This is a genomic window from Photorhabdus kleinii, from assembly GCF_025384885.1.
In the GTDB taxonomy this organism is placed as follows: Bacteria; Pseudomonadota; Gammaproteobacteria; order Enterobacterales; family Enterobacteriaceae; genus Photorhabdus; species Photorhabdus kayaii.
The window spans coordinates 111,941-127,034 of sequence record NZ_JAJAFY010000002.1; the positions used below are offsets into that span (position 1 = coordinate 111,941).

12 protein-coding genes are annotated in these 15,094 nt (G+C 38.0%); 4 read left to right on the forward strand and 8 right to left on the reverse strand.

The window, feature by feature from the left end:
- Window positions 1-41 precede the first annotated feature (41 nt).
- Together LG003_RS02305 and LG003_RS02310 are read left to right on the forward strand one after the other, a co-directional pair.
- Window positions 42-197: a hypothetical protein gene (locus tag LG003_RS02305; protein WP_262980084.1), complete on the forward strand. Its 156-nt coding sequence runs from the start codon at window positions 42-44 to the stop codon at window positions 195-197.
- A 209-nt stretch (window positions 198-406) separates the two neighbouring features.
- Window positions 407-1,804 carry a metallophosphoesterase gene (locus LG003_RS02310; RefSeq protein ID WP_262980085.1) on the forward strand — a complete coding sequence of 466 codons (1,398 nt, stop codon included), beginning with the start codon at window positions 407-409 and terminating at the stop codon, window positions 1,802-1,804.
- 69 nt (window positions 1,805-1,873) lie between these two features.
- Here the strand turns inward: LG003_RS02310 and bioD are convergent, their stop codons facing one another.
- The 3 genes from bioD to LG003_RS02325 form a co-directional block, all read right to left on the reverse strand.
- A complete protein-coding gene (gene bioD / locus LG003_RS02315; protein ID WP_112875968.1) occupies window positions 1,874-2,551 on the reverse strand; it encodes a dethiobiotin synthase in 678 nt (225 codons plus the stop codon).
- 424 nt (window positions 2,552-2,975) lie between these two features.
- Window positions 2,976-4,187, reverse strand: a complete 1,212-nt coding sequence (gene mlc, locus LG003_RS02320) for a sugar metabolism global transcriptional regulator Mlc (protein WP_262980086.1) — start codon at window positions 4,185-4,187, stop codon at window positions 2,976-2,978.
- A gap of 130 nt (window positions 4,188-4,317) precedes the next feature.
- A complete protein-coding gene (locus tag LG003_RS02325; protein WP_112875970.1) occupies window positions 4,318-5,232 on the reverse strand; it encodes a LysR family transcriptional regulator in 915 nt (304 codons plus the stop codon).
- 171 nt (window positions 5,233-5,403) lie between these two features.
- Between LG003_RS02325 and LG003_RS02330 the strand changes: the two genes are divergently transcribed.
- On the forward strand, window positions 5,404-6,633 hold the full coding sequence (locus tag LG003_RS02330) for an MFS transporter (RefSeq protein ID WP_240000677.1): 1,230 nt from the start codon (window positions 5,404-5,406) through the stop codon (window positions 6,631-6,633).
- A gap of 404 nt (window positions 6,634-7,037) precedes the next feature.
- On the opposite strand, the gene LG003_RS02335 is transcribed toward LG003_RS02330, so the two are convergent.
- Window positions 7,038-7,574 carry a hypothetical protein gene (locus LG003_RS02335; RefSeq protein ID WP_112875972.1) on the reverse strand — a complete coding sequence of 179 codons (537 nt, stop codon included), beginning with the start codon at window positions 7,572-7,574 and terminating at the stop codon, window positions 7,038-7,040.
- A 443-nt stretch (window positions 7,575-8,017) separates the two neighbouring features.
- Between LG003_RS02335 and LG003_RS23325 the strand changes: the two genes are divergently transcribed.
- Window positions 8,018-8,236, forward strand: coding sequence for an antitoxin MazE-like protein (locus LG003_RS23325; protein WP_112875974.1), 219 nt, complete (start codon window positions 8,018-8,020; stop codon window positions 8,234-8,236).
- Here LG003_RS23325 and LG003_RS02340 read toward each other — a convergent pair.
- The 4 genes from LG003_RS02340 to LG003_RS02355 form a co-directional block, all read right to left on the reverse strand.
- On the reverse strand, window positions 8,181-13,058 hold the full coding sequence (locus LG003_RS02340; RefSeq protein WP_112875975.1) for an RHS repeat-associated core domain-containing protein: 4,878 nt from the start codon (window positions 13,056-13,058) through the stop codon (window positions 8,181-8,183). The two genes, LG003_RS23325 and LG003_RS02340, sit on opposite strands and share 56 nt — an antisense overlap.
- Window positions 13,059-13,201: 143 nt before the next feature.
- The gene (locus LG003_RS02345) at window positions 13,202-14,212 is read right to left on the reverse strand and encodes a hypothetical protein (protein WP_112875976.1); all 1,011 of its coding nucleotides are present in this window, start codon (window positions 14,210-14,212) and stop codon (window positions 13,202-13,204) included.
- 23 nt (window positions 14,213-14,235) lie between these two features.
- A complete protein-coding gene (locus LG003_RS02350; protein WP_112875977.1) occupies window positions 14,236-14,796 on the reverse strand; it encodes a hypothetical protein in 561 nt (186 codons plus the stop codon).
- 52 nt (window positions 14,797-14,848) lie between these two features.
- Entirely contained in the window at window positions 14,849-15,094 is a 246-nt protein-coding gene (locus LG003_RS02355; protein WP_112875978.1) for an acyl carrier protein, read from the reverse strand.

The window sequence follows — 15,094 nt, forward strand, 5'->3', positions numbered from 1 at the left end:
GAAAATATTACGCCAATATTTTACCGTTGATGAATGATGAGATGAATAGAGGTCGAGGCTATACGCCTTCGGCCCCTTTTCACGTTATACCCGTTATCTTTCAAGTTACCTCTTTGTTGGCTGCATTCGCTCACCCCGGTCACATAGTTATCTATGCTCCCAGGGATTCGCTCCCTTGCCGTCGTGATGCATCTTGAAATCCATTGGGTATATCTCTATGTGAACAACACACGAATAATGCCCCTTGACAAACTGACCTGAATGATAGCCTTAATATAGTTTCCTATATAAACCATTAGCTTTTTTAAAACTGACAATTTAAATAATTAAATCTAACATTATAACGTTTTGGAATATAAATATTTTCTGAATATCATCATATTGAAAATTTAAAATAGGAAACGTTATGGGTGATCTTATCACTAAGAAAATTCGCTTTGTCGTGGTGTTTTTTATAGCATTAGCCATATCAGGATGTAGCGCTGTCCCAGGAAATCAAACAGAAGCCCAGAATTTTAATGGCAACAGCAATGCGCAATATGTAAAAATTTATTTGCATAATAATACATCACATTCATTAGTAGCTGAAAAAACAGACTTACTTTGGGGGAGTTGGATTGAAAGACCGTCGTCATCAATATCCGCATATAGTCACGATTCATTTACCTCAAAAGGTAAGATTTTTAGTGGCACCGAGGGCAAAATTATTTATCGTTTACCCAATGGTGAAGATAAGCTAAATGTTCACTGGAACCTTTCATATTGGGGTGTTCAGAACCACAATATCCATCTCTCCGAGGCATCAACTAATTATAAACTTGAGAAAACAGTTAAAAGCTCATCTTCTTTAGGCATACAGATTGATATTTATCTCACTGAAAAAAGCATAGACAGCAATTATAAAATTGCCGTGATGTCAGATCCTCAGCCGTGGCGTTTAGATCCTGAACAAGGCGATCCTAATGCCGACAAAAAACCGTGGGAAGAATTAAATAGAAAAGTAGCAAACAGTATCAATAATATTTATGAACGCAATCATCTTGCTTTTGGCATCGTTAATGGTGATCTTACCGAATTTGGACGCGCTAGCACCAGAAGAAGCCTTGAGGAGATATATACATCAAAAATCAAATTCCCGCTATTTATGGGATTAGGAAATCATGATTATGCAAATAATGTTAATGATTGTACTTACCCCGAAGGCTTTGATTTCAGTCGTAATGCCTGCGCCAGATCCGCTGTATTTGATATGGCAGAGAGAATAAGTGGTTATAGTAAAAAATTGAATAATTTCTCCTATGACTATGACAATAAAGCATGGAAAGGCAGTTTATCTTATTCATGGGATTTCGGTGATATTCATTATGTTCAATTGCAAAACTATCCTACCTATAGTGTCAATTTGGACCACTATATCAGCCCAACCGTTTATATTACAAAATCCCTTGATTGGTTGGAAAGCGATCTCAAATCTGCTCAAACAAGAGGAAAAGCAGTAGTTTTAAACTTTCACGATGGGTATGACCATTTTATCGATAACAGCAGTTCCGCTGAAAAAGAGCGATTTAGATCATTGATTGAACAGTACAATGTTATGGCCGCTTTTGTTGGGCATTCACATTACCTTAGAGAATACACCTCCTATGTATTTGGAAGCGCAAGAGTCTATGACAGTGGCGCACTATTTCAAGGTGATTTCTTTATCATTAATGTTAACAAAAAATGCATGGAAATATCTGCATATAATGGAATAGACGGTATTCCCAAGTTTGTTAAAAAAATGACGAGTGTTTGTGGTAAATAGAGAGCAAATCTATTTATTAATGTAATGATAAACCTCACTTTTTCGCCAGTGAGGTTTTTTGTTAATCGACTACAGTTCGCAATTAGGATATTTATATGTATTAGCAATATCCAGATAGCAGGATAAATCTTTCTCTTCAGGACGTAAAATATACGGAATTTCACCTAACTGTGGCGCATTAATATGACGGCGTAACCTATCCATCACTTTCGTATAGTGCGATAAACCAGGATTAATTCTGTTAGCTACCCATCCTACTAATTGCAATCCATCATTTATTATTGCCTGCGCGGTTAAAATTGAGTGATTTACACAGCCAGGCTGAATACCAACAACTAAAATGACAGGGATTTTTTCCCGAATCACCCAATCAAAATAAAAAGTTTCATCATCCAGTAATACACGCCAGCCACCGTTACCTTCAATAATAACGCGATCTGCTTTATTACTAAGATTATTTAATCCTTTTTTCATCTGTTCGAAATCAACCTGATTACCTTCATAATACCTGTTTTTCCAGATAACTGGATTAATTTCTTCATATTTAAGCGGAACGGGAGAAGATTTTTGTAGAATCACACCATCTCGATTACGCATACCTTCTTCTGTTTCATACCCTTCTGTGGCTATAGGTTTATACCCTACTGCCGTTGCTCCATCACGATTAAAAGCTTGTAATAATGCACGGGTAACAATTGTTTTACCTATGTTGGTATCTGTCCCCGTAACAAATAGGCGCGTTAACATAAATTCTGTTTTCCATAATGACAGATAGAACCCGGTTAATGAGCGCTTAAGTCTAGAGGATGCGACTATAAGGGAGATTGCGTTAGCTCAATGTTTTGTTTAATTGCTACGCCAATTTAGTGAAAAAATTTATACCTAATAGATTTCGAGTTGCAGCGAGGCGGCAAGTGAACGAATCCCCAGGAGCATAGATAACTATGTGACTGGGGTGAGTGAAAGCAGCCAACAAAGCAGCAGCTTGAAAGATGAAGGGTATATATATATTCTATGGATTTCAATATGCATCGCGACGGCAAGGGAGCGAATCCCCGAGAGCATAGCGAACTATGTGACCGGGGTGAGTGAATGCAGCCAACAAAGAGGCAACTTGAAAGATGACGGGTATAAAGTTAATATTACAACCAGAGAACTTCTATCAAGTATATTATCCTTTCATTAAACTGATCAATAATGAACCATCATATAAAGCTTTTTTAACTGATACTACCGTGGATAATGTACCTGAATTATTGAATTTTGTTGCAACCAATTCAATCTGTTTACTATAGGCAGGCAAAGCGTGTTGTTGAATACATTCACTAATCACCGGATACAAAACTTGTTGTGAAGCATTAAGAGGAGAACCCATCAAAATTTTTTCTGGGTTAAATAAATTGACCATCATTGCGATAATATGCCCAATTTTTACTCCGATATCACGAATAATATCTACTGCCAAAGTATCACCGTTATTAACCGCCTGACAGAATGACTCAACGGTCAGTGGTTCACCATTTAGTAAAGAATCGGGTACCATTGCCAACTGCCGTTTTGCTCTGGATAAAATATGACTGATACCTACAACCGTTTCCAGACACCCAACATTCCCACAATAACAGCGTTCACCATCAGGTTCAGCCTGAATATGCCCTACCTCCATGACACCACGGTTGCCAGCATGCAATGTTTGCCCCGCAATAATCACGCCAACACCAACATGTTCATCAATGACCATTTGGATAACATTCTGACAATTTTTTGCTGTGCCATATAGTGATTCAGCTATCGTCCAGGCAGTTATTTCATGTTGAAGAAATACCGGTAATCCGGTGCGACGATGCAGATATTCTCCTATTGGTAATTCCTGAACCTGGTAATAAGGGAAATTGTGGATTAAACCTTGGGTCGGATCAACAATCGCATTTACCGTCATGCTAATTGCCGTCAGACGCTCAAGACGAGATTGATAGCGACCAAAAAATGCATCAATCTCATCAATAATGCTATCTAAAAAGGATTTTTCCTTGTTGGCCGGTAATGGTAAAACATCTTCAACAATTAACTTGCTACTTAAATCACGCAGTCCCAATATTAAACTTCCCAAGTTAATACTAACACACAGGAAATGCCAACTTTCAGAATCAAGCTTCAGTCCAGTCGCCGGGCGCCCTCTAAATCCTAAATCCAAAAATTCCGTTTCCATGACTAAGTGTGCATCGACCAATTCACGGACAATTTTAGTAATACTGGCTGGAGCAAGTTGAGCTTTTTTGGATAGCTCAATACGGGAAATTGGACCATATTGATCAATTAACCGATAAACAGTACCAATATTAATCTGTTTTATCTGATCAATATGCCCTGGTTGTCCATCCATTATTTACCCTTTTACGCTCTAATTACTTCACGTTTCAAAATAATTGTTGGCTGATTATGTCGAGGTTTTAGGCAAAAAGTATGATTCTTTCAATAAATATGTGATATTCAGCACGAAATTTAGCTTATTTCTACTTATTTTTTCCATTCAAAATATTAGATATAAGTAGGTTTATCAGCCTGTCTGCGGCGGCCGATATTGGCCGGTTTTTGTGATTTACCAACCAGACCTCAGAATAAGAGTGGTTATCAGCTAATGGAATATACTGGACACCATCCACTTTCATTCGGGTAAAAGATTCAGTCACAACACTGACACCTAATCCAGCAGAAACCAGCCCAAGAATGGTCATCGCTTCGCCTGCTTCCTGTGAAATCATCGGCGTCACGCCTGCTTGAGCAAGTAATGTGATGATTTCATCATACAAAGCAGTCCCCACTTCGCGCTCAAAAAACACCATCGGATAGCCCGACAACATTTCGAGATTTATTCCCTGTGGAGCATATTCCAACAAAGGATGTCCATCATAAACAGCAAGCATAAAAGGTTCCCGAAATAATAGCCGATATTCAAGGTTATCGGGTAATTGGGTATTACGCATGATACCAACGTCGATCCGTCCCGTCAGTAATGGCGCAATCTGCTGTTTAGTATTCATCTGATGCATATGAATAGCGACTTCCGGGTAACGTTCCCGAAATTGCCGTAAACTCAGAGTGACCTTATTCATAAAAGGTATCGTAGAGGTGAAACCGATAGATATTTCGCCTAATTCCCCTTTTTGCATTCTTGCTGCTTTTGTTGCAGCAGCATCAACCTGAGCCAGGATCAGATAAGCTTCTTTCAGAAACATGTTACCTGCCGGCGTCAAGCTCACATTCCGGTTATTACGTTCTAACAACCGCGCATTTATACTATTTTCAAGTGATTGAATCTGTTGGCTTAATGGCGGCTGTGAAATATTAAGCCGTTCTGCCGCACGACCAAAATGTAATTCCTCTGCCACTGCAATAAAGTAGCGTAAATGCCGTAACTCGATAGCCATAATCACCTTTGAGATCTAATACATATTATTGTTAATGATTAATATATTAGACAAAATATTTTGCAATTCATATGCTTGATCTTCATAAAAGTATAAGCTAGCTAATGAGTTAAGTAAGGAAATTATGTGAGCGCCAGCCCTAGTAATAATAGTAGTAGTATCGGTAAAAATTTGACTCCCGGTAATCATCTTGTCCAACATGTTCAAAATAAGAAAAGTCACATTCAGAAAGACGATCCTCTGTATATTAGAGTGACGTTGTCACTCTTCACCGTGGGGTTAGCTGCATTTGCCCTACTCTATTTCGTTCAACCAATCTTACCCATGCTGTCGGATGATTTTGGTGTTTCTCCTGCTACCAGTAGTTTATCTTTATCCCTTTCAACCGGAATGTTGGCATTGGGCTTATTAATCACCGGTCCTCTGTCTGATGCTATTGGCCGTAAAAATGTGATGGTAACAGCGCTATTTGCCGCCGCACTTTTCACTTTACTCAGTGCATTTATCACCAGTTGGCATGGAATTTTGGTTGTACGCGCTCTGGTTGGTTTGTCTCTCAGTGGCGTAGCCGCCGTTGCAATGACTTATCTTAGTGAGGAAATCCACCCTAACTTTATTGCTTTATCAATGGGACTTTATGTTAGTGGTAATGCTATTGGTGGCATGAGCGGGCGATTAATATCAGGTGTTATCACCGATTATTTCTCATGGCGGGTTTCTGTCATCGTATTAGGTTTATTAGCATTAATTGCGGCAATGATGTTTTGGCGTATGTTACCTGAATCGCGCCATTTTAGGCCAAGTTCTCTCAAACCTAAGTCTTTATTAATCAATCTGAAATTACATTTTCGTGATAAAGGATTGCCATTACTGTTTTCTGAAGCCTTTTTACTCATGGGCGGCTTTATTACCCTATTTAATTATATAAGTTATCGTTTATTGGATTCGCCCTATCATTTCAATCAGTCAATTGTCGGTATGTTGTCTATTGTCTATCTGGCAGGAACATACGGCGCATCCAAAGTAGGCACATTAACCCACCAATATGGACTCGGAAAAGTGCTGATCGCGATGATAACTATGATGCTAATCGGTACGCTTATTACCTTATTATCATCTGTGGTGATGATTATTATTGGGATGATAGTCCTCACTTTCGGTTTCTTTGCTGCACATGCTGTTGCCAGCAGTTGGGTCGGACGCCGTGCTCGCTGGGCCAAAGCACAAGCGTCTTCCCTTTATCTGTTTTGTTATTACTTTGGTTCAAGTGTGGCTGGCACTTTGGGCGGTATATTTTGGCTCCAATTAGGTTGGTATGGTGTTGTTTTATTTATTGCCATTCTTATCCTTTTAGCTCTACTTTTAGGGTTTAAACTCGCCAAACTTCCAGAGGCAAAATAATAGAAGACCAGAATTTTTTATTATTTGGCGTTTTTTATCCATCAGGTAATGTCCTTCACTTTCTGATTTATTGAAAATTAATATGTTTTTTGCGGTGATATTAAAAAGTGTGATAATATTATTGCTCAACAAAAAACATTAATTAATATATAAGTCAGCGTTAATTATGGGTAATTCCAGATTTGAAGGTTTTACTACAGAGAAAATAAAACCGGCATATGAATTTAATATATTAAATTAATCCTCTTTTGGGTGTGTTGACATAAGTCTGCCATCCGAGAGAGGGTTTCAATCAAGGTGATAAATCTGACGCCAAAGAGAACAGTTCATGTAACCACAGCATATCTGAAACACCCACCAGCCCCCTCAGCATCATTTACGCAACAAAGCTACACAGCATGAAGCTAATTAATAATAACGTTAAAATCTGTAGAAATTAAATTTGCTAAAAAATTTGAACTAACTTTACTCTTTACAAGAAGAGCAAGATTTGGAAAGACAGCGCTCTTACCACTATAACTCAATTCCCCATTTTTTATAAAATAACAACATGGATCAATGAAATTTACGCTGTATTCTCCAGCCCCTGTATCATCGGAATATATGCCAAAATTATCAAAACCGTTTTCAACGTATTCCCCATTATTGAAAAACCAATCTTGAGTTGGTTTCTCTCTTGACATTTCAGCCACAGCATTTTTTGGCGTGAAAAACTGCGCGTTAAACGTGAATGCAAGATAGAGATTTGAAATATTTGGATAACAAAATAAGTTGCGAAACTCTGAGGTATTTCGGCCATCCAACCATATAAATCCCGGCGTAAAAATGCGAAAATTCAAATTCTCCGCATTCCACTTCTCTATTTTTCTATCGGGTGTCAATGGGAATTTCATCACGATACCATTTGGAGCATATTTGTTTACATAAATATTAGTCATCATTGTGCCTCATCTTTTAATTGATTTACTTGGCTCAATAGCCCCAACCTTGTTTATTATCTCTTTTTTACAGTATAATGCTATAAGTGGATTACCGCTAATATTCCACGGTCAAAATTACTTCACATTCATCACACTGCTAGAAAAAATAAGAAAATACCGAAATTTATTTAGGGTAAGTGCAAAATATTCACCTGCTGAAAAATTATTATCAGCACTGATATCAATATTAAAATAATATACAGTAAGATTATTCCCATATGGAAATAAACAGGAAATCTGACAACAAGAATACGCCAGATTAATACCTTAAAAACCTTTTGGAATTTTAGCTCGATATCTCTGCCTACATTGAAAAAAGATTTCCAACAACTTTTACTAACGTGTTGCATGTCACGTTTTTCCGGTTATATTATAGACATCGTTACATGTCACGAAGGTGAAGTATGAATAAGGTTGCAGATCGTGTCAAAAAACACAGACAACAGCTCAGGATGTCAGGATTAAGGCCCATTCAAATATGGGTGCCTTCGACTTCTCATAAAAGGCGACGCAAACGTCGCCCAATAGTTATTTTCATGAGACTTAAAAATTCAGCCCGCAGAATCTTTACATTGTCAAACGGCCTCGTAACACATTACGGGTTTCAATGGACGATTGACTAAATAGATTTCCGGTACTATTTCGAAATGCTTGGTTCACTTCAACGGCTCGAATAGATGGATGAACATTTATCGCTTCTGGCTCCAATTGTGCAAAACGAGACAACGTATAGGCTTCACTTCCCTCAGAAGTACCTGCTGATGAACTGAGTTCCCAAGTTTGATGATTCACTGCATAAGCTGTACGCGCAAGATTAATTAGCCCCGCCGTTGTTGATACAGCCCCAAAACCTAAAGAGATCCATCCCAAGATATTAGCGGCATTAGCATTGTTATCTCCAACGGCAGAAGCTGCTATTCCGGTAGAAAGCGACAGAGCATCTGCCCCAAATGATACCGCCGATAAAGCGATATCCCAATGTCTGCTAGAGCGGCTGGCAATTTCACCAAATTCAATAGGTACTGACCCGATAATACCCGCGCTGGCTACCTGAGAACCACTCCGTGCCGATTTTATCAGCGAAGAGGTAAAGGTTATTGCACTGATGCCAAAGCTTAAAATCCCAAACCCGGTACTAATCCAATTTAATATCCCGGCTGTTTTCGGATCTTTTTCCGATAATGCTACTGACGCAATCCCTATCGAATCAGCAGCTAATCCAATGACGGTCGCAGTAACTGCAAACGCACTGGTAGAAGCAATCGCCCCCATAGCTCCCCCCGCAGCAATGAGACCCGCACTAATTGCCGCGCCAGCCCCCAGTGACACAATCCCAACAATGATACCAATTGCCCCCAGCACAATGCCTAATATTCCTCCAGCACTAAGATGACCGTTCAGATCAATCCGATTTATGGGATCGCCCTGGCAATAAGTGTAGGGATTAACCCCTCCCCGGCCAAAGGGGCTCCAACTGTCGGGACTATGAAATCTCATGAGAACCGGATTGAAAACACGATATCCGTTACCTAAGAAATACCAGCCTGTTACTGGATCGACCTGCGCTCCATTCAAACCCGGTAATGAAGAAATTAAACTCCTAAAGCCATAAGGTGTGTAGGATAAAGCCATCAACTCGTTTTCGTTCTGACTGGCTATAACCGTACTATTATGGTCAGTGCCATATTGATAATAGACGGACTGGCCATTCTTGGTACTCTGATGACCAAGCCGTTGCTTATCGCTGTTCAACCAGGTAATGGTTTCATCACCCAATTGAACATTCGCCACGTTACCTGAAGCATAATACTGACGATTAACCGTACCATTTGCTAAAACTTGGGCGGTTAATTTGTTCAATGCATCATACTGGTAGTTGCACACCAGATTACCCAGCCGGTTTTTGACCTGTATCAGGCGATTATTCTGATCGTAAATGAGCGTTTGCCCTTTTTCGTCGCGTATTAGATTACCGTTGGCATCATAACTTAACTCTATTTGCTGTTTATCGCTGGTAATACGAATAAGTTGGGTTGGATCGGCTTGACTGAAATGATAATCCACTGTTTCTTTACCATCTCGATATGTATTATCAAGCCGTTTGATATTACCCCATTGGTCATAATGGTAAATTTGCTGATTTAACACTCGACCAGTATGATCAACCGGAGATTGTTCTCCCTCGCATTGGTACTGGCTTAAGCGCTGATTACTATCATATTGATAACGTTCATTTTTCATAACCACCCCATCGACGGAGGTGATACGTTGACTGATTTGATTATTCTTTGTATAGCTTAAGGTAATGACTTGTATTGAGAAGTCACTAATTAGCGAGCGTTTTATCTCTCGATCAAAAGCATCGTATTCAATTTTTGTGACTAATTGGGATAATGACGTTGTGTCTTTTGTCGTCGTTGTTATTAGCCGTCCAACATTGTCATATTCAAATATAGCGTATTGCGAACTCTGTTCTGTTTTAACTAATCTTCCTTGGGCATCGTAACTATAAACATGATCATGACCAAAACTATCTTTATGACGTTGAATCAAACCAGACATCGTATAACGGTAATCGCCCGATGAAATCGGTTTATTATCCCGAGAAAATGATTCGTGCTGTAATACACCCGATGGAAAATAACTGTAACTGCTCTGGGATACGCCTTCTGTCGCAGATAATAATGCCCCCGTTTTCTGATAGTAATGAAAGTTTTGTTGGCTGGTCTCTGTGGTAAATTTGGACATCACACTACCGAGAGAGTAAAGATAATCGATGTTTTGTTTATTATGCGCAGGCGTGACAGACTGAATAGGTTTGTCACCTTGAGGTCCATATAAATATTCCGTTTTGCGACCACCCACCATATCGCTGATTACCCGCCCAAGACCATCATAAGCTAATGAACCCAATTGTGTTCCATTCACGTTCAGTGCAGAAATTAATTCTTCATGGCTAAAGCTTGCATAAGCGGATTCTAATATTGTTCTGTCTGGCAACGTTTTTTTCACTATACGATCAAATAGATCGTACTCAATTTGGGTAGCGTAACCTTCCGTATCTGTTTCAGTCACCGTACGACCAAATCCATCATAACGATAGGTACGAGTGCTATATATCGCACCATCAGGATACACAACTTTAATTGAAGCAGGCTGTTCAAAGTTATTTTGCTGAATATTTAACATTCCCAACCCTTTGACCCCTTGAGTAATTGTCCTCGTAATAGGGTCATGGATTTCCAGCTCTATCCGACCATCACTGTATTCAGTGCTGTAACGGTTTCCCCAACCATCATATTGATAGGTTTTCGTTGTCACTAAAGGAGTCGTCAAGCGAGTCAAAGGATTAGCAGATAAATCCCATAACCAATCATTTGAAATCTCTTTGACCAATTGCCCCAAAACATCATATTGTCTGGCAAGAACGTTTCGATATGTGCCTTGATAAATCCCCGATGTGCCCCAAATACCATCATCATCTTGTTCTTCAATCGAACAAATACGTCCCATTCCATCGTAATGGGTTTTACGTCTGATGCCTTGAGAATCAATTTCTATCATCACCGGCCAAAAATCATTTTCGTCACCACCAGGATATTGATATATATAACTACGTTTAATTTCTTTTGTCGTACCAGGGTCAATAATTTGTCCTATAATTCGGCCGGAAAGATCATAAGACTGGTCTGTAATGACATGGTTTACATCAACTTTACGGAGTTGCCGATGTGTATAAATGGAGGTCACATTTTTCGATTCCATATATGCACCATCAAAACCCGTCACCGTAGAGTTTGTGGTCATCTCACTATCTGAATATTCATATTTAAACGTGGTAACCGTTTGTTGGTTATTCATCACCGACGTTATTTTTGCTAATGAACCATGAGATTTGTTTGTCGGTGAATTAACATAGTTAAAGGTCCTGACTATTTTACTGTCTATCGTCTCTGAGGCTTTACTGACATATTCCTTAACATAAGCGCCGGTAAAAGTGGGCAGTTTTTGATATGTGTAGTGAGTCACCCTATTCGCGACACTTTGAGCAGCATCAGGCGATCCTTTTTGCGTAACTGATTTTAAAAACCGGGAAAAGCCCAAGGGATCAGCAGGACAATTATTACCCTCACCATTCACCGGATAATAAACGTATTCTTTCTGTATCCCACTGGTATCAATAATAAGTAGAGTATTTCCCCAATCATCGCTTTTAATATTAACACTCTCTTCTCGTGAAGTATTGGTTTGTAAGTCTGTGTAACGCGTTAACACATGAGAGGGTTGTTGTAAATTTTCTGGTTGTTCGGAAAAGCTTTTTGACGGATCTTCATTGTAAGTAATTTCTGTTATGATTCTCTTATTATCTTGTGTTTTTGCTTCTTTGGTCATTAAATGAAATTTGTCAAACACCCTTTCTGTTATTGAAATAACATTTTGACCGTTTAAAACACGTTCAATGGATGAATAGGTATATTTCCCTGTAACCAGATACAAATTATCTTGACTGGAATCAAAGCTTGTTCGGCCAGAAGAATAGCCCAAGAAATTATGCACTGAGCTATATTCATAGGATTTGCTGATCGCAGGCTGCCCATTACCAGGTTGAATAGTCAGCGCAGAAGCATAAGGAATAGATTCCGTGTCCGTCACTTTATGCCCATTCTCTTTATAACTCACTAGCTCAATATAACCGGTTGGCGTACGAAAAGCGCTAATAACTGGAAATATTCCTTTTAATGTCTGATAGGTCATCTTAAATCTGGCAGAATCAATAGGACCAGAAGCATCATAAGGTACAGTCACAGTAATGAGATAATCATTGCGATAATCGAATGCGATTTTCGCAGAGATATTATTATCATCTGGGTATTCAACTGATGTACAATTATTTCCAGAGTAATTGAGTTTAAGATAAGTTTTACCCGTCACACGGTATTTTATTTCGGATAATGCAAACCTTGAATTATAAATTAAATCAAATGCTTCACCATCTGGAAATTCAAGTGCAATCGTTTTCGCAATGTCACTCGATCCAATTCGTTTAAGTGTTTCTATAATGCCATTTTTGTTATAAACATAAAAGGTATTGCTATCGAGTTTATAGACACGCAAATCTTTTAATTTTTTATCTTTAAAGCTAATATCATTATTATTAGGTGGCAATGGCTTACATTTAAATTGTTCTCCATTAGCTCGGCTAAATGTAAGTGTTTTTACATCTAACATTGTTAATGAAAATCGCCAGCCAATACCAAACCCATTATTTAATGTTGTTAATGGCGAGAATGATAAATTAAGTACCTGTTCAATATTACCGACATTATTTGGTCTCAACGTGATAATATTGATATTTGCGCTATATTGACCTGTTCTGGGATCGACACCGGTATTAATATAAGATCCAAAATTAAAAGCATTGGAATATATATCGTTAACTTTCATTTTAAAGTTCCCGTTTGATTAATATCACAGCCAAATTAAATATCCATTTAGCTATTCTTTTATATACAATAATAGAACATCTTAATTGCTGGTAAACGCACATGCGATTACCAGCATAGATAAAGATTTTTTACTAAGGAAAATCAACTTATTCTCGCTATGCTTAGCGCACGTCCAATATTAACCGAGGATATTCTAAATTTATGCTGGCAACCGTAGTTATCAATGATTGTGACATCATAATCTCCATCGAAATAACCGGTCGTCCATGAACATCCTGTTACATGGAGTACCTCAGCAGCAAGCTGTGTGTCAGGAACAGTTACATCATAAGAGTAGTCCATAACACATCCTCCACTCATATCATTCCTAGCATTTACATATGAAGTTCCTCGTTTAAATACTCTTGCTCTTGTCAAGAATCTATCATCTGATGAATTTTTACCAAGGACATATATATTATTAACAGTCCTGTCATTCCCTTCAAGAATCCTCAAATGATATGGCAATGTCCAGCGATAAAGGTTAATTGTTTGATGATGGGTATCCGATTTCGTTGGTTCTTCTGTTTTATCAAACAATATATTGGTACTTTCATGCAATTGATTTGCATTAATTGCATAAGGAGCAATGGCTTTTAATAAAATCTTGCTGTCAAAAACTTCATCACCAACCGACATATTCGTTGTTAGTGTGCGCTTCCCATTCGTATCTTCGAATGTCATTTTTGCCATTAGGTATTCTGTACTTGTCCTATTACTACTAACATAACAATAGATAATTTCAGGAACACTCTTCACACTGTTCTGATAGTTTTCATTTGTACAGCAATCTCCCGCATGATTTATTACCGGCTCCTCAGTAAAAATATCAGCACTATAAACACCATTTAATAACCCAAGATCATATTTATTTCTCGCATCTGTCGTTGTCCATCCTGAAGGCATTTTTAATTGGTCATATATGAGGCTATCACTCAATGCAGCCACCTGAATCGATCTTTTTTCAGCATCACTAAGTGCTAATTTTACCCAATCACCATTCTTATATTCTTGTTTAAGTACAGAGATTTTTACCATACATTGATGACGCCCATTAGCATAAAAATTGTCATCAGTTTTTTCAATGGTAAATGTTGTTATTTTCTTTTCCATCACACTCTCCATAATATTGTGAATTAAGCTATAATAGAAAGAATATCAAGTTCAAAGCCATAATATGGCCCTTGCAATTCAGGAATAATTCTTACACGATAACGTTTTGATAAATCATCTTCAAATTCCTTCAAGGCGTTCATGATAAATTCGCTGTATTTCCCTTGTGCAAAAAAGATAAACTGCGTGGTTGAAGGATTGATAGAAACATATTTACCAATCGCATGGCGTAATGTCTTAATAAATAGTGAACCATCTTCATTTAATTCGAATAATTTTCTGTCTGTCGTCGTCCTATCCATAAAATTGCCTTCACCTAAAAGATAAATATTTATCTCACGATGGTCTCGACGCAGTAAAAACTGTTTATTGATATCCAATTCGAATATTCTTGGTTTAATAGTTTTATCAAGTAAATGTTCTGGAATAACAAATTCAATCAAGAAACGACGCCCATTCACGATAATAGGTAAATGTTCTCGATCAATTGAGAAACAGCACAAATTTCCAACCCACGAAGAACCTTCTGTTTCCGAATATGCTGAATATAAAGCAGCAACCTTACCTTGCTCTAGAATGTTCATTATAACCTCTTAATATTAATGGTGAAAAAACAGCATTAAATCAAAACTCAGCTTACAGTTTTGATTTTACATAACCAGTAAGATCATCTAATGTTGAAATAGAATGATCTGAAAAAAGTTCAGCTTTAAGCATAATGCCATACGTTTCCAATACAAACACTTGAATTTCCACATAGTCAAGGCTGTCAAATTTAAGTGAAATAAAATAAGATTCTGGTGTTATCTCTTCCTCTTCTATATCCTTCATCATTAATATTCTATTTTTTATTGCAGTAAAGATATCACTTTGTGTTGGCAT

Bases quoted from the DNA above. Each gene is read 5' to 3' on its own strand.
- LG003_RS02305 (WP_262980084.1), top strand. From the start codon at position 42: ATGAATAGAGGTCGAGGCTATACGCCTTCGGCCCCTTTTCACGTTATA.
- LG003_RS02310 (WP_262980085.1), top strand. From the start codon at position 407: ATGGGTGATCTTATCACTAAGAAAATTCGCTTTGTCGTGGTGTTTTTT.
- bioD (WP_112875968.1), bottom strand. From the start codon at position 2,551: ATGTTAACGCGCCTATTTGTTACGGGGACAGATACCAACATAGGTAAA.
- mlc (WP_262980086.1), bottom strand. From the start codon at position 4,187: ATGGATGGACAACCAGGGCATATTGATCAGATAAAACAGATTAATATT.
- LG003_RS02325 (WP_112875970.1), bottom strand. From the start codon at position 5,232: ATGGCTATCGAGTTACGGCATTTACGCTACTTTATTGCAGTGGCAGAG.
- LG003_RS02335 (WP_112875972.1), bottom strand. From the start codon at position 7,574: ATGATGACTAATATTTATGTAAACAAATATGCTCCAAATGGTATCGTG.
- LG003_RS23325 (WP_112875974.1), top strand. From the start codon at position 8,018: ATGAATAAGGTTGCAGATCGTGTCAAAAAACACAGACAACAGCTCAGG.
- LG003_RS02340 (WP_112875975.1), bottom strand. From the start codon at position 13,058: ATGAAAGTTAACGATATATATTCCAATGCTTTTAATTTTGGATCTTAT.
- LG003_RS02345 (WP_112875976.1), bottom strand. From the start codon at position 14,212: ATGGAAAAGAAAATAACAACATTTACCATTGAAAAAACTGATGACAAT.
- LG003_RS02350 (WP_112875977.1), bottom strand. From the start codon at position 14,796: ATGAACATTCTAGAGCAAGGTAAGGTTGCTGCTTTATATTCAGCATAT.
- LG003_RS02355 (WP_112875978.1), bottom strand. From the start codon at position 15,094: ATGCCAACACAAAGTGATATCTTTACTGCAATAAAAAATAGAATATTA.